Origin of the sequence: Marinomonas vulgaris, assembly GCF_018145875.1 — a bacterium.
Taxonomy (GTDB): Bacteria; Pseudomonadota; Gammaproteobacteria; order Pseudomonadales; family Marinomonadaceae; genus Marinomonas; species Marinomonas vulgaris.
In genome coordinates this window covers 177,669-201,242 of sequence record NZ_JAGSSV010000004.1, presented here as the reverse complement: position 1 = coordinate 201,242, position 23,574 = coordinate 177,669, and the positions used below count along the sequence as shown (strand labels likewise).

The window sequence follows — 23,574 nt, the reverse complement described above, 5'->3', positions numbered from 1 at the left end:
GAATTGACCAGATGATACGAGCCGCAAGGGGTTAATCCGTTCAAAAGCCCTTAAACAAGGCAGAATGAGCTTGTTTAGGGGCTAAAAGTACCGAAGTGAGTGACTTTTTGTGGTTTTTAACCAAATTAGGTATTCTGGGCACAATGCGAATTCTTAATCGCAGTTTCCTTTGGCAATGTTTCTACTCTAGTATCGACGCAAATATAAAAATAACAACACAAGCAGACTTGTCTGCTTCCTTGCATAGAGTAAATACGATGTCTAAAACAGAAGCGGATTTTATCCTATCGACGCAACATCTGAGCAAAGGCTTCAAAGGCTTTACCGCAGTTGATGATGTGAACCTTAATATCACACGTGGTCATATTCATGCCTTAATCGGTCCAAATGGCGCAGGCAAAACCACGGTATTCAACTTACTCACGAAATTTCTGCCGCCCTCCTCTGGCAAAATTCTGTTCAACAATAAAGACATTACAGCACTAGATCCTGCAGCCATTGCCCGCTTAGGAGTGATTCGTTCTTTTCAAATCTCCGCAGTATTCCCCAATTTATCCGTACTGGAAAACGTTCGTATTGCACTTCAGCGCAAAGAAAAAAACAGCCTACACTTTTGGACCTCTGAAAAAGTGCTCAATAAGCTGAATGGCAAAGCAATTGAACTACTGGCCTCTGTTGGCCTAGAAAGCTTTGCCTACAGCAAAACCACGGATTTATCGTACGGCCGAAAGCGCGCTCTTGAAATCGCGACAACATTAGCCCTTGAGCCAGAGCTCATGTTGCTCGACGAACCCACCCAAGGTATGGGGCACGAAGACATTGATCTGGTCGCTGACTTGATCAAAAAAGTCTCTAAAAATCGCACTATCTTAATGGTCGAGCACAATTTACACGTGGTATCAAAGTTAGCCGACAAAATCACCGTGTTGCAGCGCGGGGCGATTTTAACCGAAGGTGACTATGCCACTGTGTCCGCCAATCCCCAAGTTCGAGAGGCTTACATGGGCACCGAGACCGTCGATCAGGAGGTGTCCGCATGAGCCACAATTCTCGCGAAAAACTGCGTATTACTAATTTGCATGCTTTCTATGATGAGTCTCATATTTTGCATGGTATCGATATTTCCGTGATGCAAGGCGAGCTTGTGACTTTACTGGGTCGTAATGGCTCTGGCCGATCCACTACTCTAAAAGCCATCATGAATATGGTGGGCAAACGCAGTGGTGAAATTGTCGTCAACGGCGAAAACACCATGACCATGCCGGCTCATAAAATTGCGCATCTTGGGCTAGGGTTTTGTCCTGAAGAGCGCGGTATTTTTGCCAGTTTAAGTGTTGAAGAAAATCTCTTACTGCCACCACAAGTTCGCTCCGATGCCATGAGCCTAGAGGAGATATACGAGCTTTTCCCTAACCTTTATGAGCGCCGCACCAGCCAAGGCACCCGCCTCTCGGGTGGTGAACAACAAATGCTTGCTCTCGCTCGCATTTTACGCAGCGGTGCAAACATTCTTTTATTAGATGAAATCACCGAAGGCTTAGCACCGGTCATTGTACAAAAACTCGCTGAAGTCCTCATGCTCCTCAAAAATCGCGGACTGACCATTTTGTTGGTCGAGCAAAACTTCCGCTTTGCTGCCCCCATTGCTGATCGCCACTACATTATGGAGCACGGTCATATCGTAGAAGAAATCTTAGCCAACGAGCTGAAAGCAAAAAGCGAACTACTTAATACCTATCTCGGGGTGTAATCCCAGATAACACCAGAAGCACAATAAAAATAATCACACGCTTGGAGTATCAATATGCAATTTCAGAAAAAAGCCCTATCTACTTTTGTCACCGGTATCGTCGTGGCGACAATGGCCGCAACAGTAGCAAGTACAGCATCAGCGACCACTGATGGAAAAGTCAAAATAGGTGTACTGGCTGATATGGGCGGCACATATGCCGACTTATGCGGCCCTGGCTGTGTTACGGCAACCCGTATGGCCATTGAAGACTTTGGTGGCAAAGCCTTAGGAAAAGACATTGAGCTAATCTCGGCTGATTCTCAACTTAAACCAGACATTGCCTCTTCAGTAGCACGTAAATGGGTCGAAAATGAAGGCGTTGATGTAATTGGTGGACTCGTGTCATCCGCTGTGACAGGCGCAGTAACTCAGGTCACCAACAGCAGTAAAAACATCACCTTGATCACAGGGTCTGGCTCTAACGCTTTTACTAGCAGCGCCTGTTCACCTTATATCGCTCATTGGACATACAACGTGGTGGCATTAGCTAACGGCACCGTCAAGCCCATGGTGAGCGAAGGCAAAAATAAATGGTTTTTTATCACGGCAGATTATGTATTCGGTCACGCACTCGAAGCGGCTTCAATGAAAATCATTGAAGCCAATGGCGGAGAAACCGTGGGCACAGTCAGAGCGCCACTAGGTACGACAGATTTTTCTTCTTACGTACTGCAAGCTCAAGCGTCTGGCGCCAATGTTGTGGCACTGGCCAACGCAGGCAACGACACGGTCAATGCTTTAAGCGCAGCAGCGGAATTTGGACTAACCGATTATATGGACATTGCTGGCTTGTTGGTGTTCACACCAAACGCGCAAGCCATGGACCCAGATACCGCTCAGGGAATGCGCTTAACCACAGGATTTTACTGGGATATGGATGAGCAAACTCGAGCATGGAGCGCACGCTTTGAAGCCTTACATGGCGCAATTCCTTCTATGTCACACGCTGGTGCTTACTCGGCCACCATGCATTATTTAAAAGCTGTCGAAGCAGTAGGGACAGACGATTCCGACGCTGTAATGAAGCAAATGAAACTTACCAAACCAGATGATTTTTTTGCTCGCAATGCCACCCTACGCGCCGATGGTCGTATGGAGCACGACATGTTACTGGTGGAAATCAAAAAAGCGTCCGAGCGTAAGAGCAAAAACGACATCTATAACATTGTCGAAGTAATTCCAGGCAATAAAGCCTACAACCCTATGTTGCCAAGTTGCGCGTTCTAATCTTGGTTGTAGTGAGGAAAGTCGACCCCGACTTTCCTAATTTCTAAACACTATTCTCACATTTAAGGCAGTCGGTACCTTATGGCAACTTTTCTCGGAATCAATTTTTTTGCGCTGTTTGGTCAGTTATTAATCGGACTGATTAACGGTTCTTTTTACGCTCTACTCAGCCTCGGCTTAGCTATTATTTTTGGTCTTTTACGCATCATCAACTTCGCCCAAGGCGCTATGTACATGCTCGGTGCCTTTGTTGCCTTGTTGGGTTTTAAATACATGGGGATGAACTACTGGGTCGCTCTCTTAGTCGTGCCGATTATTGTTGGCCTGATAGGGATCTTGATCCAACGTTTTTTAATTCGCCCTATCGTCAATGAAGACCATTTGTACAGTTTGCTACTGACGTTTGGTTTGGCGCTAATGATACAAGGAATATTTACTCACTGGTTTGGCTCATCGGGTCAGTCTTATCCAGTGCCCGAGGCATTGAAAGGTGGCATGCGCTTACCGTTTATGTATCTGCCTAATTATCGCGCTTGGATCATTGTTGTTTCCGTTTTGGTGTGCTTTTCCACCTGGTGGATGATTGAAAAAACCAAGCTCGGTGTGTACCTGCGTGCTGGTACGGAAAACCCTCAATTATTGCAAGCGTTTGGCATTAACGTGCCGCTGATTGTGACACTTACCTTTGGTTTTGGCGTTGGCCTAGCAGGGTTCGCAGGGGTCATGGCGGCGCCTGTGTATTCCGTCTCTCCAGATATGGGGTCAAACATCTTAATTATCGTATTTGCCATCGTGGTCATTGGCGGAATGGGGTCGATCGGTGGCGCCATTTTAACGGGGCTAGGAATGGGCATAGTGGAAGGTTTAACCAAGTACTTTTACCCAGAAGCGTCCGCTACGGTGATCTTTTTAGTCATGGTGATTGTACTGATGATCAAACCCTCTGGCCTATTCGGCAAAAATGCTTAGGAGCAATGTTTATGCGATCTCGTTTAGTCATTTTATTTCTATTGGGGCTGGCGTTGGCTGCTCCCTTGGTCATTTACCCCGTTTTCTTGGCCAAAGTCTTGTGCTTTGCTCTCTTCGCTTGCGCGTTTAACTTGCTGCTAGGATTTGCCGGTTTACTGTCTTTTGGTCACGCGGTTTTCCTTGGAACGGGTGGTTACGTCACTGGCTGGTTAATGATCAATAGCGGTTTAACACCAGAAATTGCCATCATCGCTGGTACGATCGCTGGCGGTCTATTGGGTGCAGTTTTTGGCAAATTAGCCGTGAAACGTGAAGGTATTTATTTTGCCATGGTGACCTTAGCCTTGGCGCAGTTAGTTTTTTTCTTATACCTACAAGCACCCTTTACTGGCGGAGAAGACGGTTTACAGGGCGTACCACGCGGTAAGGTATTTGGCCTTATCGATTTAGCCGATAACCAGACCATGTACTACTTCGTACTGGCTATTTTCTTGGCCGGTTTCTGGTTGATTCACCGCACGGTGCATTCGCCTTTTGGGCAAATCATGAAGGCCATCCGTGAAAACGAAAGCCGTGCTACATCACTCGGTTACGACGTGAATCAGTACAAGTGGATTGCGTTTATTATCTCTGCGGCAATGTCTGCATTAGCGGGTTCAACCAAAACCCTCGTCTTTGAACTAGCGTCTTTAACCGATGTGCATTGGCACATGTCAGGAGAAGTCATCTTAATGACACTGGTTGGCGGCGTCGGCACCATTATAGGGCCATTGGTCGGGGCAGGAGTTGTCGTGAGCATGCAAAATTACTTAAGTGGTGGTGAGCTAGGTAACTATCTGAACATCATTATGGGCGCAGTATTTGTCATCTGTGTGTTGAGTTTTCGCAGTGGCATTGTCGGTCAATTTAATAAATTTCGTCGCAACAACTTTTAAGCTTTGGCTAAGGACTACACCATGAGCATTCAAATTATTGGCGTGATTGGCGCCGGACAAATGGGACAAGGCATCGCGCAAGTGATGGCCTGCGCGGGTTATCAGGTTCAGTTGATCGATTCTTCTGCCAACGCGTTGGATAACGCGGTAATACGCATCCGTCACAGTATGGATAAATTAACCAGCAAAGGCGTTCTCGAAGAAGGCAATGACTATATTGAAGCGATTCAATGCTCAACAGAGCTATCGTCACTTGCCTCAGCGGATTTGGTGATTGAAGCGGCGACAGAATCAGAAAAGGTAAAAGTCGCCATTTTTCAAGAATTGGCCTCGATTTGTCCAACTACCACACTGTTCGCTAGTAACACCTCGTCGTTATCGATTACCCGCTTGGCCGCCAGTATACCAGGCCCAGAACGCATGATTGGCATGCACTTTATGAACCCCGTGCCATTAATGCAACTGGTTGAAGTGATTGAAGGGTTGCAAACCGCTGAATCGACACGCAACGCGATCATGCAGGTGGCAAAAAAAGCCGGCAAAATCGCGATTCCAGTCAAGGATCGCGCTGGTTTTGTATTGAATCGCATTCTGTTGCCCATGATTAATGAGGCGGTATTTGTACTCGAAGAAGGCTGTGCCACAGCCGAACAGATCGATCAGATTATGGTATTGGGCGCTGCTCACCCTATTGGTCCATTGGCTCTTGCCGATCTAATCGGCTTAGACACCTGCCTCAGCATTATGGACGTTTTGCACACCCAATTCGGCGACAGTAAATACCGTGCAGCGCCCTTATTGCGCCAAATGGTGGACGCTGGGCGACTCGGCAAAAAAGTTGGGCAAGGGTTTTATCATTATGAACACTAGCATGACACCGACCTTTGACCATCTTTTGCTAACGCAATCGCAAGACGACGTTTGGCTGATTACCATTGATCGCCCAACCGCCTTAAACGCCTTAAACAAAGCACTGTTGGCCTCTTTGAGCCAAGCATTTTACTGGTTGGATTCGTTGCCAACCACAAAAGTCATCCTGCTCACCGGTAGCGGCGATAAAGCTTTTGTAGCCGGTGCCGATGTCGCTGCAATGCAATCTATGACGGCCCTAGAAGCGCGAGAATTTTCGCATTTGGGCATGGCTTTGATGCACCAAATAGAGGCTTGTGCTGCCCCAGTGATTGCCTTGGTGAATGGTTTTTGCCTAGGAGGCGGATGCGAATTAGCACTGAGCTGCGACTATATTTTGGCCAGTGAAAACGCGGTATTTGGTCAACCTGAAGTGTCTCTGGGTATCACACCGGGGTTTGGCGGTACACAGCGTTTGGCACGAAGCATTGGCAAAGGGAACGCCATGCAATGGATTCTTACGGGCGACCGCATTTCAGCTCAAGACGCACTCAAACTGACGGTCTGCAGTCAGGTATTCAGCCCTGATGAGCTGTTAAAAAGCGGCCTAGCGCAAGCAGAAAAAATTGCCAAAAATGCGCCGCATGCTGTGCGTTTTGCCAAGCAACTGATTCATCAAGGTGTAAACATGTCACTGCAAGACGGTTGCCAGCTTGAAACCGAACGCTTCGCACTTTGCTTTACCACACAAGATCAAACCGAGGGGATGGCGGCTTTTATTGAACGTCGCCCTGCTCGTTTTTCACATCAATAACTACACTTTTATGAGGTCAACAATATGAATAATAATACCGCCCTCGATACCCAACTGAGCAAAAACGGTCATTTGGATAAAAATACCGCTAATTACACAGCCTTAACACCGATCTCTTTTTTAGAGCGCACGGCCAGTATTTACCCTGACCGTATTGCCACCATTAATGGCTCGATCAAGCGCACTTGGCACGAAACCTATCAACGCTGCCGCCAGCTTGCTAGCGCATTGCAACGCGAAGGCATTCACAAAGGCGACACGGTATCGGTCATTGCACCTAATATTTCAGAGCATTTTGAAACACATTTTGGCGTGCCCATGGCTGGCGCCATTTTAAATTCCATCAATACTCGTCTCGATGCCCCGACTATTGCGTTTATTTTGCAGCATGCTAACAGCAAAGTGGTCTTTGTTGATCGTGAATTTAGCACCCTGCTTAAAGACGCGCTCGCCCTTCTGCCCACCAAGCCGCCTTTAGTGATAGACATTGATGATACTCAATGGGTAGGCGGCGAGCTGATCGGCGCCACAGACTATGAAACGTTTCTAACGCAAGGTGATGAATTTTTTGATTGCCCAGCACTTGAAGACGAATGGGATTCTATTACGCTGAATTACACATCAGGCACCACAGGCGACCCAAAAGGCGTGGTGTATCACCATCGTGGCGCGTATTTAAACGCCATCAGCAACGCCATGTCGTGGGGCATGACTCAACACCCAGTGTATTTGTGGATATTACCCATGTTTCACTGCAATGGCTGGTGCTTCCCTTGGGCGATTGCCGCCATGGCGGGCGTGAGTGTGAGCCTACGCCACGCCAAAGCCGATGACGTGTTCAACATCATCAAACAAGAAAAAGTCGGCTATTTGTGTGCCGCCCCTATCATTCTCAACATGCTCAACGCCGCCGATGACAGCGTCAAATCTGGCATAGAACACTCTGTGAACGTGATGACCGCCGGTGCAGCGCCACCAGCAGCGGTTATTCAGGCTATGGAGGCCATAGGCTTTAATATTACCCATGTGTACGGTTTGACCGAAACCTATGGGCCTTGCGTGTATTGTGCTTGGAAAGACGAGTGGGACGATCATAGCGCCGAAGAAAAAGCCCGTTTAAAAGCTCGACAAGGCATCAAAGCGCCCATGCTTGAAGGCTTAATGGTGGCCGACCCAGACAGTTTAGAGCCAGTTCCAAAAGATGGGAAAACCTTGGGGGAAATTTTCATGCGCGGCAATTTAGTCATGAAAGGCTACTTAAACAATCCAGCCACTACAGACAAAGCCTTTGCGGGCGGTTGGTTTCATTCAGGGGATTTGGCCGTTTGGCACAGCGATGGCTACATCGAAATCAAAGACCGCTCGAAAGACATCATTATTTCGGGGGGCGAAAACATCTCCAGCATCGAAATAGAAGACACGCTTTATCGTCACCCTATGGTGCAAGAAGCCGCCGTTGTCGCCAAGTTAGACGAAAAATGGGGCGAAACACCCTGTGCTTTTATCACCCTTAAAGACAGCACAATAAAAAGCGCAAACACCGTCAGTGAACACGACATTATTCAGTTCTGTCGTGAACATATGGCGCACTTTAAAACCCCAAAATACGTGATTTTTGGCCCCTTACCAAAAACATCGACAGGCAAGGTACAGAAATTTTTACTTAGAGATCAGGCGAATGCCTTGCCTGCGGCACACGCTTCATTGGAGAAACATGCATGACAAATCATCCCTTAAAAGTCATTGTCGCGGTAAAACGCGTTATCGATTACAACGTGAAAGTGCGCGTCAAAGCCGATCGCAGCGATGTGGATTTAAGCAACACCAAAATGTCGATGAACCCTTTTTGTGAAATCGCGGTGGAAGAGGCAGTTCGTTTAAAAGAAGCTGGCCTTGTAGGCGAGATTGTCGTCGTGTCGATTGGCCCTAAAAGTTGCCAAGAACAAATTCGCAGCGCCCTAGCTTTAGGCGCTGATCGAGGCTTACAGGTGGAATGCGATACTCCAGTCAGCCCATTGGATGTCGCCAATATTTTGCACAAAATTCAGCAAGAAGAGAACGCTGACATCTTCCTATTAGGCAAGCAATCTATCGATGCCGACAATAACCAAACCGGACAAATGCTCGCGGCCTTGCTCGACTTCCCACAAGCGACCTGCGCATCTCGCGTTAAAATTGAACATAACAAAGCGATCGTCACACGGGAAGTGGACGGCGGCTTACTCACCGTCGAAATGTCTTTACCCGCGGTGATCACAACAGACTTACGCCTCAACGAACCTCGCTTTGCGGCTCTGCCTAAAATAATGCAAGCCAAACGCAAACCCTTGGCAGTGAAAACCTTAGCCGACCTCGCTATCGAACTGACTACCGACATTGAGCTTATCTCAGTAGACAGCCCAACCCAGCGCCAAGCCGGCGTCATATTGAGCTCCGTGGATGAGTTGATGTCGACATTGCGCAACGACCCTAACGTACAGATGCCCAAGCACGATAAGGAAGCCTAGATGAAAACATTGATTATTGCGGAACATAACCAACACGACTTAAAAGCCGACACCTTGGTAACACTAGGAGCAGCGCAACAGCTTGGGCAACCGATCGACGTGTTTATCGCAGGTCACGACATAGGACAATTGGGTCAAGATGCCGCGTCCGTTGGCGGAATCGATCAAGTGTTGACTTGGGATCATGAAGCACTTGCCATGTCGTTTAGCGAGACGCTCGCGCCTGTCATCGCCAATTTACGCTCACAGTACAGCCATATTTTATTGGCGTCTTCGTCATTCGGCAAAGACCTCGCCCCTCGAATCGCTGCGCTGTGTGGTGTAAATGCCGTGTCTGATGTGATCGACATTATCAGCGCTAACCAATACAAACGCCCTATTTACGCCGGTAACGCCATTGCTACCGTACAAAATAACGCCGCTTGCCAAGTGTTAACGATTCGTACTAGTGCATTTTCTGCTCCGAGCCATGAACCCGCCGCGTCACCCGCTCACATTCAAGCGCTATCCATCGAGTTACCTGACATGTCTGTGCGCTTCGTTGAGCAAACACTCAGCGAATCCAGCCGCCCAGAATTAAACAGCGCCGACATCATTGTGTCTGGTGGTCGTGCTGTCGGCTCAGAAGCCAATTTCTCCCTCATTTATGATTTTGCAGACAAGCTGGGCGCCGCGGTTGGTGCTTCTCGAGCGGCGGTCGATGCAGGTTATATCGGCAACGATTTGCAAGTCGGTCAAACCGGAAAAGTGGTAGCGCCCTCCGTTTACATTGCCATTGGCATTTCTGGCGCCATTCAACATCTTGCCGGAATGAAAGATTCTAAGGTCATTGTGGCAATTAATAACGACCCAGAGGCCCCTATTTTTTCTGTCGCTGATTATGGTCTCGTGGCTGACTTATTTGAAGCGGTCCCCGCGATGACAGCACATTTGTAGGCGTTCACTGTTTTTACGCAATAGGTTTACCGAACAACAACCGATTACTTATTTTTAAGGTGATTTATGAGTGTTTACATCGCACCCCAACAAGATACTATTTTTGTTCTCGATCAACTGGTGGAGCTTGACAAGCTTGCCGCACAGTATGCATTAGAGGATGTGTCTCTCGAATTGGCAGACGTTATCGTACAAGAGGCTGGTAAACTGGCTACCGATGTACTGGCGCCTCTCAATGCCGAAGGCGATAAACACGGCGCTGTGTTGACCGATCAAGGCGTTCAGCAAAGCCCTGGCTACAAAGACGCTTACCAGCAATACGTCGATAATGGCTGGGCCATGTTAACGGGACCCACTCAATTTGGCGGCCAAGGCCTACCGAATGTACTGGGCACCGCGGTCAATGAACTTTGGCACTCGGCCAACATGGCGTTTGCGCTTTGCCCTATGTTGAGCCAAGGCGCGGTGGAAGCCTTAATCGCACACGGTAGCCCAGAGCTGCAAGCGCGTTATCTTCACAAACTTATCTCAGGGGAATGGACTGGCACCATGAACCTGACAGAACCTAACGCAGGTTCTGATCTAGCCGCCGTGGCGTGTAAAGCCACACCAGAAGGCGATTATTACCGTATTCGTGGCCAAAAAATCTACATCACTTGGGGCGATCACCATATGACCAGCAACATCGTACATTTGGTATTAGCTCGGCTGCCAGATGCACCCGCGGGCGTAAAAGGCATTTCATTGTTTGTGGTGCCAAAGTATGTATTGTCTGAGGACGGAGAACCAACTGAGCTCAATGATGCTCGCTGTATCTCTCTTGAGCATAAGCTAGGCATTCACGCCAGTCCAACCTGTACCATGAGTTTTGGCGATAATGGCGGTGCCATAGGTTATTTGATCGGTGAACCCAATAAAGGCTTGAACTACATGTTCACCATGATGAACCATGCTCGACAATCTGTCGGCCTACAAGGTTTGTCTATTTCTGAGCGAGCCTATCAACAGGCGCTTCAATTTGCCAAAGACCGCACCCAAGGCACTCGCAAAGACGGCCAGAAAATCGCGATCATTGAGTACCCTGATGTACGCCGTATGTTAATGGCCATGAAGTCCGGTTGCGAAGCCATGCGTGCTTTATCGCTTTGCGCCGCAGCCGACATAGATAAACATCACCACGGCGACTCAGACGCTAAACAGCGCGTTGAATTCTACACGCCTATCGTAAAAGGCTGGATGACCGAACTGTCCCAAGAACTCACGTCGCTGAACATTCAAATTCACGGTGGTATGGGCTTTGTTGAGGAAACAGGGGCAGCGCAACATTTTCGTGACGCTCGTATTTTGACCATTTATGAAGGCACCACAGGCATTCAGGCACTGGATCTAGTTGGTCGAAAAACCCTCAGCGATGAAGCAAACGCCTTGACTCAGCTGCTTAACGAGGTAGACAGCACCCTTACGGAATTATCCGCAAGCACAGATAAAACGCTTCAACATATTACACCACGACTCACGCTAGCATTACAAAAAGCCACCACAGTAAAAAACTGGTTGCTTGATCAAGGCCAATCAGATCGCCAAATGGCGGCAGCTGTCAGTGTCGATTATTTGATGATGATGGGCTATTTGTGTGGCGGCTGGTTAATGGCAAAGAGTGCCTTACGCGCTGCGCAATTACAGACTCACAACGAAGCCCATAATCAAAACACACAATACAGCGACGAGTTCTTAACAGGGAAACAAGGCACTGCGCATTTTTACGCAGAATACTATTTACCGCGTGTTCATCAGCATGCCGACACCATACTAAGCGGTTTAAGCAGTACCTTCTCACTTGACCTTGAACAGCTTTAACATTTTAAAAACTAACATTTTAAAAACTTATATTTTAAAAAATAAGACGCTAAACATTGAATCTTAAAAAGGAGAGGCAACATGGAACGCGACGTCATGTCATTTGATGTGGTCATTGTAGGCGCTGGCGCCGCGGGATTGTCTGCGGCTTGTCGTCTAAAACAATTAGCACAAGCAGAGCAAACAGAGATCAGCGTTTGCGTGGTTGAAAAAGGCTCTGAAGTAGGCGCTCATATCGTATCGGGGGCGGTGATTGATCCTAAGGCGCTCAACGAGTTGTTTCCGGATTGGCCCGAGCGCCACGCCCCCTTGACCGTACCTGCCATGGAAGATCAGATACTGTGGCTACGCAATCCAACCCAACATTGGACGATTCCAACGTGGTTAGCCCCGAAAACCATGCACAACACAGGCAATTATATTGCCAGCTTAGGTAACCTATGCCGCTGGTTGGCAGAGCAGGCAGAGGGCTTGGGCGTGGAAATTTTTCCAGGTTTTCCAGCCGCCGACGTGGTCTATCACGACGATGGCAGCGTGAGAGGAATTGTCACCGCCGATATGGGGCTTAGCGCACAAAACGAACCCAAATCTGGTTATATGCCTGGCATGATATTAGAAGCTAAATTTACGCTTTTTGCCGAAGGCTGCCGTGGTCATTTAGGCAAAACCTTGATTGAAAAATACGCCTTAGACAAAGGCAAAGATCCTCAGCACTACGCCATTGGCATTAAAGAATTGTGGGATATTGACCCCGCTAAACACCAACCCGGCTTAGTAATACACGGCGCTGGGTGGCCACTTCAAGATGACACAAGCGGTGGCTTCTTTCTTTATCACGCGGACAATCATCAGGTTGCGGTCGGCCTGATTGTCGATCTCAATTACAGCAACCCTTGGGTCAGTCCATTTGACGAATGCCAGCAGCTCAAACATCACCCTGTGTTAGCCCAATATTTGGATGGCGGCAAACGCGTTTCTTATGGCGCTCGCGCCATTGCTAAAGGCGGTTTTAACGCCTTGCCTAAAATGACCTTTCCCGGTGGCCTCTTGATTGGCTGCGATGCCGGCACGCTGAACTTTTCTCGTATCAAGGGCACGCACACCGCCATGAAATCAGGCATGCTCGCGGCTGAGGCGGTTGTTAGTGCCTTAAAACATCAACACACTGAAGCGACAGGCTTCGAATCACTCTTTAGTAATAGTTGGCTCTACAGCGAATTATTTGAGTCAAAAAGCTTCGGGCCAGCGTTGCATAAGCTAGGGCCATTTTGGGGCGGTGCGTTCAACACGTTAGAACAAAACGTTTTCAAGGGGCGTTTGCCTCTTCAACTCCACGACAGAAAAGCCGACCATTTACAAATCAAACCCACGACCGAGTGCACAAAAATCGTTTATCCAAAACCGGATGGTGTGCTGAGTTTTGATAAGTCGTCTTCCGTGTATTTATCTAATACCAATCACGAAGAAGACCAGCCCTGCCATCTGCATTTGCATAATAAAGAGCAGCCCTATCGAGTCAACATTCCGTTGCACCAAGAGCCCGCCCAGCGATTTTGTCCGGCTGGAGTGTATGAACTGATCGAGAAAGACAATCAACCACAGCTGCAAATCAACGCGCAAAATTGCATTCATTGTAAAACCTGTGACATCAAGGACTATGGGCAAAATATTCAATGGAGAGTGCCAGAAGGCGGTGGTGGACCGAACTATCCCAATATGTAGGTTTCACTGCCTTTTTCTTAACGGCATTTTTATAACACTAAAGACAGGGACAACATTATGTCTAAACAGGCTTTTCAAGATTCCTATCCGGCCGAGTTCAGCCATTGCTATGGCTGTGGTCATGATAATCCTCACGGCTTGCAGTTAAAAAGTTATTGGCTAGATGAAGAAGATAGGACACATACTGTCGCGCATTTCACCCCCAAGCCTTACCACACGGGTGGCGTCCCCGATAAGGCTTATGGCGGGCTGATTGCGTCGCTTCTAGATTGTCATGGCACAGCCTCAGCGGCTGCAGCGGCCTATTTCAAAGAAGGACGAAAGATGGGCACAGCGCCTATTCTTCGCTTTGTTACGGCATCGTTATCAATTGACTTTCTTCGCCCTACGCCAATTAAAGAGGAATTAACGCTTTACGGAGAAATCACTCAGTTGGAGGGCAGAAAAGCCACCGTAGCACTAAGTCTGAGCGCCAACGGCGAGCCTTGCGCCACAGCTACCATGATTGCTGTGGCATTAAAGCCTGAGTAGCACAAAATTTTAGCGATAAAAAAAGAGCCTCTTAAAATAAAAAAACCACTAAACAAAAACCCTTGTTTAGTGGCAACCATAAAATACCTTTTTGTGCTTACACGACTATGTAAGTCGTTCGTTTAAGCAAACTCTGCCGAAGCGTCGGTTAAGGCTTCCCACAAATACTGTACGCTGGCGATGTCTGCAAAGAGCAGAATATAGTCGCTGTCATCTTGTGTCTGTTTTGTCACTATGGCGCTGATTCTGGCCACCGATGTTTGAACCACGTCGCCCACGTTAAACGTTTGAGCGCTCAAATCCACGCCACACACTTTGGCAAACATGGTGCCTGTGTCTTGTCCTTCAATAAGGAAGCAAGCGTGGCTATGCTGGCAATACAAACGATACAGGTTTTCAACGCCTTGAGCGGCGGCTTCTAACGCCGCAATGAACTCGTGGTTCTGGTTGTTGGTGCTCATTAGCCAAAATTCCGATTTGCTCAAGCGCAACACCACTAGACCCTCTTGAAAAGAAAGCGATTGGTTAGGCTTGGCAGGCACAGGCACTTTGTTGGCGTTCAAGAACGCCTCCGCCCCAATTCCTCGAAACCCGACTCGAGAAAACACACTGCAATCCTTCATGCTAATGCTGGAATGAATCGATGCGGTGGTGTCTAGGTTAAGCATGCTTTTGCGCAATTCAGGCGCAGAACTTAAATTATAGAATCCCATTAGATGATCTCCTGACGTGCATTACCAGCATCGTAAAACGGCAGTTTAACAACTTCTGCCATGACAATTTCCCCGTTATCGACTCGAATCGGGAACGTCGAGCCCACTTCTTGCTGATCGATCCCGACAAAGGCCATGCCGATGTTTGCGCCTACCGTGCTGGAATATTCCGACGAGGTGACGTTGCCCGTAATCGCGCAATCCGCTTGATTCGCCGCCGCCAACACAATATGACCTTCTTTCGGACGTGTACTTTGTGCGCTTAATTTAAAGCCAACCAATTTGCGTGTTTGCTTACGCGCCATCACGATGTCCACCGAGCGACTGCCAAGGAAGAAGGGCTTTTTGCGATTCACCGCCCAACCCAAAGACAATTCCCCAGGGTGCGACATACCATCCGTGTCTTGGCTGACAATGATATGGCCTTTTTCAAGGCGCAACAAACGCTGTGTTTCCACGCCAAAGGGTTTCATGTTGAATTCCGCACCAGCTTCCATTAACAGATCCCACAAGGCCTCACCAAATAAGGTTGGCATATGTATTTCGTAACCTAATTCACCCACAAAACCTACTCGTAACAATCGTACAGGAATGCCTTGAATGGTGCCTTCACGATAAGCTAAGTAGGGGAAACTCTCGTTAGAAAAGTCTACATCGGAGCATACTTTGGTCAACACTTTACGCGCCAAAGGACCTGCCACATTGACCGCAGAAAACGCCGCTGTTACGTTGGCGATGTCCACACTTAAACGCCATTGTGCGTTCCACTTAGTCATTTCGCGATACACAGCATCCACACCGCCGGTGGTGGCTGTGATGTAAAAATGATCCTCAGCGATACGACAAGAGACACCGTCGTCGACTACAACACCCTGCTCGTTGGTGAGCACAGCGTAACGTGTTTTACCCACTGGCTGCTTCAAGAAACCAAAGGTATAAATACGGTTCACAAATTCCGCTGCATCTGGGCCGCGTACTTCCAAGCCGCCTAATGTGCTCACGTCGATCATGCCGACAGCGGTTCGGACCATGTTGGCTTCTTGTTGAATAATGCTGTTACGATCCGCTGGTTTACCGTAATAAGCTGGACGACGCCAAACACCCGCTGGAATCATGTGCGCACCCAATTCAAGATGACGCTGATGCATCGGCGTGTAACGATGCGGACTAAAAATACGCCCCGCAATGTGTGCCAGTTTTTCAGGTACAAAAGGCGGTCTTGCTGTCGTCACGCCCGTTTCCGTTACCGTACGATGTGTGGCATCGGCGACTAATCGCGCGGTTGGTAAAGCGGAATGACGGCCTTGTGATGGCCCCATGCCTACGGTCGAAAAGCGTTTCACCAGCTGCACATCTCGGTAACCCAAGCGTGTTGCGTTGATGATGTCTTTTGCTTGCAAGTCTTCATCAAAATCGACGAAGTCTTTGCCTTTCGGATGTTTGAAAATAGGCCAAGGAAAATTGGTTTGACGCTGACACGTCATCTGAGCCGGTGCTTCGCTGTCTAAACCCAAAGACAACAAGCTGGTGTGTGCCGCTTGCTCGCCGTCATTGATGACCGCGTCCAACTCGTGAACGCCATTGGCAGACCCTGCCACATGCAAGTTGTTTGGCAAATTGGTCAAGGCAAAACGAGCGCTGTCATCGTTGTAGCTGAGCTTAGCACCCGCCTGACAAAGCAGTTGGTAGACAGGCATATAACCTGCTGACATACACAATAAGTCACACGGAATGGTCACACCACTGGCCGCAACTTGCCCTTTGCCGGTAATGCTGTGAATTTTCACCGCCGACAAACGCTTTTTATCTGAGCTGGGAAGCGCTTCAAATACGGTAGAGTTAAAGAGCACATTGATGCCCAAATCCACGACCGCATCGTGCAAGGCGGAGTCGTCAACCTGAGGGCGCATGTCGATAATAACGGGGACTTCTACGCCGTTTTTGTAAAGCTCTAACGCACACAAATAACCATCGTCGTTGCCCGTTAAAACAACGGCTTTGTTGGCCGGTTTAATGGCGTATTGAGACATCAAACGCATGGCCGCACTCGACATCACCACACCTGGCACATCATTGTTGCGAAACACCACATGTTGCTCAAAAGCACCAGACGCCACGATGCACTGCTTGGCGCGCACTTTGAACATGCGGTTACCTTGGATCACCGGCAAGTAGTTATCGGTAAACCAACCGTTACAGGTCGCACTGGTCAGTACCTTGATCTTGTCGTGCTTCAAAACGTCAGCGGTTAATTGTGCTCGTAATGCCGTCGCACGAGTGCCTTCGATATCGAAACGATGGTAGGTTAATGCGCCACCCAAAATAGGGTTTTCATCCACCAGCAAAACACTGGCGCCTGCATTGGCCGCTTTTAATGCCGCTGCCATGCCCGCAGGGCCTGCGCCAATGACGGCCACATCATGGAAAAGATAGGCTTTGTCGTGATACACAGGCTTGAAAGTTAAATCAGCAAAACCTAGACCCGCTTTTTTGCGGATGAAGGGTTCCCATTTGTCCCATACGCCCGCAGGCTTGTAGAAAGCACGGTAGTAAAAGCCTACTGGCATGAAACGTCCGGCGTAGCCTAATTTGTCGTCTTTGTCTTTTTCAAGCGTGCCATTGTAGTTTTGGCCGGTAACACTCAAATTGGACGAAATAACCTGTCTGTCCGCCAAGACGTTTGGCTCATTACTAAGCTGAACCAGAGTATTGGCGTCTTGCCCTGCCATGGTCAAAGGACCACGAGGACGGTGATATTTGAACGAACGAGACATCAGCCATTGATTGTTCGCAATCAAGGCACTGGCAATAGTGTCCCCTTCAAGGCCTTGATACGTTTTGCCTTCAAAGGTGAAATTGACACTTTTATCACGCGTAATATACAAGCCTAAAGGCGCGGGTAATCGGTTTTGGCCGCTCATACTGACTGCTCCTCGGCAAGCTCAGGCTTGCTCTCAAAATCGACACGCTGGTTGAATAATTCAGATGGATCGTAGGTTTTTAAAATTTCGTCGCTGGCCGTGTGTCGCTCAGCAATAAACCAATAACCGGATGCCGCGTGATACCACCATTCGGTGATGATACGAATCGTGTTGTCAGAATAAAACACGTATTCGGCCCATTCTTTGTCAGAACATGTCTGGTGGTTCGGCATGGTTTTCACTTCGCCGCCGTAGACAAATTCACTGATGTTTCTTGGCCCATTCAATGGGCAATTCATAATTTTCATTGCTTACCCCTTAGTGGCTGGCGGCTGTCGCGCCCATTTCATTCACTTGACGGAACACATCAAAACGATCCATGGCAAACGGCGCGATCAGATCCGGCACCTTGCCACCACTGGCGACTAATTCCGCCATGGTCTTTCCGCAAATTGGCGTAGATTTGAAACCCCATGTACCCCAGCCAGCATCAAGGTAATAATTTTCTACTGGACTTAACCCCATGATAGGGCTGTAATCTGAGGTCATGTCTGTAATGCCGGCCCATTGGCGCATTAACTTCAAATTCGCCATGAAAGGGAACATTTCCACCGCACTGGCCAGCAGGCTCTCTTTTAAATCGAGGGTCGAACGAGTGTTGTAAAGCGGATAAGGATCAGAGCCCCCACCAAACACCATTTCACCGCGACCAGTCTGCTGAACATAACAATGCAAAGCCGATGAACTGACCAAAGGATTCAAGAAAGGCTTAACCGGCTGGGTCACCATGGCTTGTAATGGGTAAGTGGTAATGGGCATTTTAATACCGGCCATCGCTGCCACAATGGAGCTGTGACCTGCTACTGCTTGAACAATACAACCGCAACTGACGTTACCACGGTTGGTTTTCACACCCGTCGCTTTGCCGTTTTCAATGATCACATCGGTGACTTCGGTTAACTGGTGTAACTCGACACCACGTTGGGTCGCACCTTTAGCGTAACCCCATGCCACAGCATCGTGTCGTGCTGTTGCGCCATCGATATGCCACAAACCCGCTAGAATAGGCATATCTGCTGGGTTCATGTTGAGCGTTGGCACGAGTTCTTTGATTTGTTGCGGATCGATCAATTCGGTTTTGCCACCAAAGTGAGTATTCACCTCAGTGCGCTGACGAAACGAGCGAATGGTCGCGTCCGTGTGCGCCAAAGTAAGCTGACCACGAGACGAATACATGATGTTAAAATCAAACTCGTTCGACAAACCTTTGAACAGATCCACGGATTCTTTGTAAAATTTCACCCCTTCCGAGGTGAGATAATTAGAACGAATTACTGCCGTATTTCGAGCTGTGTTACCACCGCCCAAGTAGCCCTTTTCCAAAATCGCCACATTAGTAATACCATGGTATTTGGCGAGATAATACGCGGTTGCAACCCCATGACCGCCACCACCAATTATCACTACATCGTAATGTCTTTTTAGCTCCGTCGGCGACGGTAAATCGATGTCGTTTTCAAAGGGATAATCGTTTTTTAATCCGTATTTTAGTAATGAAAAAGGCATACCCTGCTTCCTTAGTAAATAATAAGTGGCTATTCAGCAACAGCGTCGGCGAGTTGAAACTCAGCCGCTGTCAGCGTATTTTGCATTAGGCATGCAATCGTCATTGGGCCAACCCCGCCTGGAACCGGCGTAATCGCCGAGGCATGAGGAAAAATAGCCTCGTAATCTACATCGCCCACTAGCTTGCGTTTGCCATCGACTTCGACCGCATTAATGCCCACGTCGATCACAATCGCCCCTTCTTTTACCCAATCAGGTTTAACGAACAAGGGCTTACCGACGGCGGCAACCAAGATGTCCGCTTCTTTACAGATGGCTTCGATGTTTTTGGTACGCGAATGAACGATGGTCACGGTGCAATTTGCCTGCAGCAATAGGCTCGACATGGGTTTACCCACGATGTTCGAACGACCAATCACCACAGCATGCTTTCCTGAAAGATCCGCGCACTGGCGATTTAGCATGATCATGCACCCTAGCGGCGTACAAGGCACCAAAGCAGGTTGACCAGTCACTAATCGACCTGCGCTGACAGGGTGAAAGCCGTCCACGTCTTTGGCAGGTGCAATGGCTTCGATGACTCTTTGATCTGACAAATGCGCTGGCAATGGCAATTGAACCAAGATGCCATGTACCGAATCGTCTTTATTTAAAGTATCCACTAACGCGTCTAACTCAGCTTGGCTCACATCGGCAGGCAAATAATGCTCGATGGAGTTCAAACCGGCTTGTTCTGAGCGCTTTACCTTGTTGCGAACATACACAGAACTTGCAGGGTCGTTGCCGACCAAAACGACGGCTAATCCTGGAGTAATTTGGTGCTTTTCTTTAAAAGCAGCGACTTTTTCGGCCACACCTTGCACAATTTCATCAGCGAGGGCTTTACCGTCAATTTTGATCGTCATGACTGTCTCCTACCTAAATTTTGAATTATTTAAAAACGACGGATTTGTTGCCATACATGAAAACGCGATGTTCAAGATGCATGCGCACCGCATTAGCCAGAGCAACGGTTTCCGTATCACGACCCACTGCCACTAAACGCTCAGGAGAAAAAGTGTGATCTACTGGCTGCACGGATTGCTCAATGATTGGGCCTTCATCTAGGTCTGATGTGACATAGTGAGCCGTTGCACCAATGAGCTTGACGCCACGATGATGGGCTTGATGGTAAGGTTTCGCACCTTTAAAACCTGGTAAGAAAGAATGGTGAATGTTGATGGCTCTACCTTGTAACTTTTTACATAGAGAGTCAGACAAGATTTGCATGTAACGAGCCAGCACCACAAGATCGGTTTGGGTTTCTGCCATGATGTCGAGCAGTGCCGCTTCTTGCTCTGCTTTGTTGTCTTTGTTCACCGGTAGATGCACAAAACGAATGCCTTCGCGCTCTGCCATAGATCGAAGATCTTTGTGGTTAGAAACCACCGCGGTGATTTCCATAGGCAATTCACCTTTACGGTGACGGTATAGCAAGTCGTCTAAACAGTGATCAAATTTGCTCACCATCAGCAACACCTTTACCGGCTCGCTTTTGTCTAAAATATCCCATTCCATATTGAACTGAGCGACTTGCGCATCAAACCCTGCACGGATGGTATCAATGGTCATGTTGGCATTTTGAATACGGCATTCGGCCCGCATAAAAAAGCGATTACTGTCTTCGTCATCAAACTGATGCATTTCTGCAATGTAGCAATCGTTAGCAGCAAGATATGACGTAACGGCTGCAACAATGCCGCTGGTGGCTTCGCAAGACGCTTTTAATACAAACTCGGTTGACATGACCTTTAGGCTCCTATTTCATGTTAAATTAAAATTCATATAGAAAAATATATTTTAAATATGAACAAATAAATTCGGATTTATTGCTTAACTAACCTGTTACATTCAAATATATTGAAATAAATTATTTTTGAAAGTAAAAATCAAAAAATAGTGGTATTTTTAACTAACTAATACCTATACAAAAAATTAAACCATATACGGAATTAAAGATGACTACAAACACCGATTACCATGTTCCTGCGTTATCTCGAGGTTTGCAAATAATCGAAATGTTCAACAAGGACAAACGCGTTCTGAATACCCAGGATTTTGCCGATTTTCTGGGCGTTAGCGCCTCCTCTACCTATCGCATTGTGCAAACCCTTTTAGACATGGGCTATTTGCAAAAAGTCACTCGTAACGCCTATGAACTTGGCCCGCAAGTCGTGTCTCGTGGCTTTGCATTTTTAGCGGGCCGCGATCTGGTCGACATCGCTGCACCTCACTTAAACGAACTAAGAGACAACACCTCTATTTCGTGCCATTTGGCGATTCGAGATGGCTTGGAAACGGTTTATATCTATCGTTCGCAGGCATCACAAAGACTGTCGGTGAACATTCCTCTTGGTTCACGCTTACCTTGTCACACCACTGCTATGGGTCGGGTTTTACTGCAGCAATTGAGTGAGATAGAACTTAATGCTATGTATCAAACTTTACAGCTGGATTCCTATCCAGGCCCCTACCCACAGTCTTTGCCTGAGCTAAAAACACTACTCAAAAAAGAATGGGCGCAAGGTTTTTCCAGTAATCGCTCCGATAACGCCACGGCGATTGCCGTCCCCATCACCAACTATTTGGGCAAAACCATCGCAGCGATTAACATTTCGGGTGCCGATCAGATCATGAACCATCAAGAACAATTTGAAGCCGCCAAAGAGCAACTTTTGAACACGGCCAGAGCAATTTCTCAAGCGGCGCCTTAAAGAAGCCACTAAAAAGGCCCCATAACGGGGCCTTTTGGTTACGCTATTCGGGGGGCGCAACAAGTGCAGCGCAAGACGCTACTTTTTGGCTTCAACACCAAACTCTGGGTAAGCATGCATACCGCATTCGTGCATATCCATACCTTCCAATTCTTCTTCTTCGCTAGCACGAAGACCCATGACTTTCTTAATTACCCAAAGGGCAATAATGGTTGTCGTGAACATCCACAAGAAAGTACACACAGTGCCAGTTAACTGACCGATAAAAGTGGCATCGTCGTTAGAAATCATCACGGCAAAAATACCCCAGATACCCGCAGAGCCATGGACAGAAATCGCACCCACTGGATCATCAATTTTCAGTCTATCTAGCATCAAGACAGAAAGTACAACGACGATACCGCCAATCGCACCAATGAAAGACGACATGCCGGCAGACGGTGCCAAAGGTTCCGCAGTAATGGCAACCAAACCCGCTAACGCGCCGTTAATAGTCATGGTTAAATCGGTTTTACCAAACAAAGCACGAGCTAACAAAGCCGCTGCGATCATACCGGCGGCGGCCGCCGCATTAGTGTTAACAAAGATTTTTGCAACCGCGTTGGCTTCTTCTACGTTAGAAATTTTAAGTTCTGAGCCACCGTTGAATCCGAACCAGCCCATCCAAAGAATGAACATGCCCAACGCAGCTAATGGTAAATTCGCTCCAGGAATCGCACGAATTTCACCATTTTTACCATAGCGACCTTTACGAGGACCCACCATGATCACCGCTGCCAAAGCCGCTGCCGCACCTGCCATGTGAACCACAACAGAACCGGCAAAATCTTGGAAGCCCAACTCATCTAGGAAGCCACCGCCCCATTTCCAGTAACCTTCTACTGGGTAAATGAAACCGACCATAACAACGGCAAAGATCAAGAAGGGCCATAAGCGCATGCGCTCAGCAACCGCACCAGACACAATAGACATGGTGGCTGCGGCAAACACCGCTTGGAAAATGAAGTCAGACATAGTCGAGTAATACGGAGCATCTGCACCGCCATTCACAACCGCTTCTACACTATTATCCGCACCCAAGAAAAAGCCAATACCTGGAATGTATGAGCTAATAGGATCCGCTGGGTACATAACGTTGTAACCCACCACCAAGTAGACAAAACACGCGATGCCATACAACAAAGCGTTTTTATTCAGAATTTCGACCGTGTTTTTACCACGCACCAAGCCGGCCTCTAACATCGAAAAGCCAGCCGCCATCCACATTACGAGTGCAGTACACATTAAGAAATAAAAGGTATCCAATGCGTAACTGAGTTCCATCACCATATTAACCATAAACATTATTCTCCACGTTGCGATCCATAAATTTACCAGTGAGAAATTTAATTTCTTACCAATGCTTAATACAGGTTTTAGGCCACTTATATCTAAGATACTGATTTAAATAGAAAAATTATTTATATTTTGATATATGAATAC

The 23,574-nt window shown here is 47.8% G+C and carries 21 protein-coding genes; 14 read left to right on the top strand and 7 right to left on the bottom strand.

Annotated features, from left to right (window positions below; translation table 11 throughout):
* Positions 1-257 precede the first annotated feature (257 nt).
* From J9B83_RS05605 to J9B83_RS05545, 13 genes are all read left to right on the top strand, one after another.
* Positions 258-1,040 (top strand): ABC transporter ATP-binding protein, encoded by a 783-nt coding sequence (locus J9B83_RS05605; RefSeq protein ID WP_211535754.1) that lies wholly within the window; start codon positions 258-260, stop codon positions 1,038-1,040.
* Positions 1,037-1,750 carry an ABC transporter ATP-binding protein gene (locus tag J9B83_RS05600; RefSeq protein WP_211535753.1) on the top strand — a complete coding sequence of 238 codons (714 nt, stop codon included), beginning with the start codon at positions 1,037-1,039 and terminating at the stop codon, positions 1,748-1,750. Before J9B83_RS05605 ends, J9B83_RS05600 begins: the two co-directional genes overlap by 4 nt.
* A 54-nt stretch (positions 1,751-1,804) precedes the next feature.
* Positions 1,805-3,019 (top strand): ABC transporter substrate-binding protein, encoded by a 1,215-nt coding sequence (locus J9B83_RS05595; RefSeq protein WP_211535752.1) that lies wholly within the window; start codon positions 1,805-1,807, stop codon positions 3,017-3,019.
* An 81-nt stretch (positions 3,020-3,100) separates the two neighbouring features.
* Positions 3,101-3,988, top strand: a complete 888-nt coding sequence (locus tag J9B83_RS05590; RefSeq protein WP_211535751.1) for a branched-chain amino acid ABC transporter permease — start codon at positions 3,101-3,103, stop codon at positions 3,986-3,988.
* Positions 3,989-3,999: 11 nt separating this feature from the next.
* Positions 4,000-4,923 (top strand): branched-chain amino acid ABC transporter permease, encoded by a 924-nt coding sequence (locus tag J9B83_RS05585; RefSeq protein WP_211535750.1) that lies wholly within the window; start codon positions 4,000-4,002, stop codon positions 4,921-4,923.
* A gap of 21 nt (positions 4,924-4,944) precedes the next feature.
* Complete coding sequence (locus tag J9B83_RS05580; RefSeq protein ID WP_211535749.1) at positions 4,945-5,793, top strand: 3-hydroxyacyl-CoA dehydrogenase NAD-binding domain-containing protein; 849 nt, start codon at positions 4,945-4,947, stop codon at positions 5,791-5,793.
* The gene (locus J9B83_RS05575) at positions 5,783-6,586 is read left to right on the top strand and encodes an enoyl-CoA hydratase-related protein (protein ID WP_211535748.1); all 804 of its coding nucleotides are present in this window, start codon (positions 5,783-5,785) and stop codon (positions 6,584-6,586) included. The genes J9B83_RS05580 and J9B83_RS05575 overlap by 11 nt, the downstream gene beginning before the upstream one ends.
* A gap of 24 nt (positions 6,587-6,610) precedes the next feature.
* Positions 6,611-8,308 carry an acyl-CoA synthetase gene (locus tag J9B83_RS05570; RefSeq protein WP_211535747.1) on the top strand — a complete coding sequence of 566 codons (1,698 nt, stop codon included), beginning with the start codon at positions 6,611-6,613 and terminating at the stop codon, positions 8,306-8,308.
* The gene (locus J9B83_RS05565; protein WP_211535746.1) at positions 8,305-9,093 is read left to right on the top strand and encodes an electron transfer flavoprotein subunit beta/FixA family protein; all 789 of its coding nucleotides are present in this window, start codon (positions 8,305-8,307) and stop codon (positions 9,091-9,093) included. The genes J9B83_RS05570 and J9B83_RS05565 overlap by 4 nt, the downstream gene beginning before the upstream one ends.
* Positions 9,094-10,029, top strand: coding sequence for an electron transfer flavoprotein subunit alpha/FixB family protein (locus J9B83_RS05560; RefSeq protein ID WP_211535745.1), 936 nt, complete (start codon positions 9,094-9,096; stop codon positions 10,027-10,029). It abuts the gene before it with no gap.
* Positions 10,030-10,095: 66 nt separating this feature from the next.
* Entirely contained in the window at positions 10,096-11,886 is a 1,791-nt protein-coding gene (locus J9B83_RS05555; protein ID WP_211535744.1) for an acyl-CoA dehydrogenase, read from the top strand.
* Between the two features lie 81 nt (positions 11,887-11,967).
* A complete protein-coding gene (locus J9B83_RS05550) occupies positions 11,968-13,608 on the top strand; it encodes an electron transfer flavoprotein-ubiquinone oxidoreductase (protein ID WP_211535743.1) in 1,641 nt (546 codons plus the stop codon).
* Positions 13,609-13,665: 57 nt separating this feature from the next.
* Entirely contained in the window at positions 13,666-14,139 is a 474-nt protein-coding gene (locus tag J9B83_RS05545) for a PaaI family thioesterase (protein WP_211535742.1), read from the top strand.
* 122 nt (positions 14,140-14,261) lie between these two features.
* Here the strand turns inward: J9B83_RS05545 and J9B83_RS05540 are convergent, their stop codons facing one another.
* Genes J9B83_RS05540 through purU form a run of 6 tightly spaced genes read right to left on the bottom strand, consistent with a single transcriptional unit; the run spans position 14,262 to position 21,124 of the window.
* A complete protein-coding gene (locus tag J9B83_RS05540) occupies positions 14,262-14,852 on the bottom strand; it encodes an aminomethyltransferase family protein (RefSeq protein WP_211535741.1) in 591 nt (196 codons plus the stop codon).
* A complete protein-coding gene (locus J9B83_RS05535) occupies positions 14,852-17,773 on the bottom strand; it encodes a 2Fe-2S iron-sulfur cluster-binding protein (RefSeq protein ID WP_211535740.1) in 2,922 nt (973 codons plus the stop codon). The genes J9B83_RS05540 and J9B83_RS05535 overlap by 1 nt, the downstream gene beginning before the upstream one ends.
* The gene (locus tag J9B83_RS05530) at positions 17,770-18,081 is read right to left on the bottom strand and encodes a sarcosine oxidase subunit delta (RefSeq protein WP_211535739.1); all 312 of its coding nucleotides are present in this window, start codon (positions 18,079-18,081) and stop codon (positions 17,770-17,772) included. Before J9B83_RS05530 ends, J9B83_RS05535 begins: the two co-directional genes overlap by 4 nt.
* Before the next feature lie 10 nt (positions 18,082-18,091).
* Positions 18,092-19,339: an FAD-dependent oxidoreductase gene (locus J9B83_RS05525; RefSeq protein WP_211535738.1), complete on the bottom strand. Its 1,248-nt coding sequence runs from the start codon at positions 19,337-19,339 to the stop codon at positions 18,092-18,094.
* Between the two features lie 29 nt (positions 19,340-19,368).
* On the bottom strand, positions 19,369-20,244 hold the full coding sequence (folD, locus tag J9B83_RS05520; protein ID WP_211535737.1) for a bifunctional methylenetetrahydrofolate dehydrogenase/methenyltetrahydrofolate cyclohydrolase FolD: 876 nt from the start codon (positions 20,242-20,244) through the stop codon (positions 19,369-19,371).
* Between the two features lie 25 nt (positions 20,245-20,269).
* Entirely contained in the window at positions 20,270-21,124 is an 855-nt protein-coding gene (gene purU, locus J9B83_RS05515) for a formyltetrahydrofolate deformylase (protein ID WP_211535736.1), read from the bottom strand.
* A gap of 212 nt (positions 21,125-21,336) precedes the next feature.
* Here purU and J9B83_RS05510 point away from each other — a divergent pair, with 212 nt between their 5' ends.
* Positions 21,337-22,092 carry an IclR family transcriptional regulator gene (locus J9B83_RS05510; protein ID WP_211535735.1) on the top strand — a complete coding sequence of 252 codons (756 nt, stop codon included), beginning with the start codon at positions 21,337-21,339 and terminating at the stop codon, positions 22,090-22,092.
* Positions 22,093-22,170: 78 nt separating this feature from the next.
* Here the strand turns inward: J9B83_RS05510 and J9B83_RS05505 are convergent, their stop codons facing one another.
* Positions 22,171-23,430, bottom strand: coding sequence for an ammonium transporter (locus tag J9B83_RS05505; protein ID WP_211535764.1), 1,260 nt, complete (start codon positions 23,428-23,430; stop codon positions 22,171-22,173).
* Positions 23,431-23,574 lie beyond the last annotated feature (144 nt).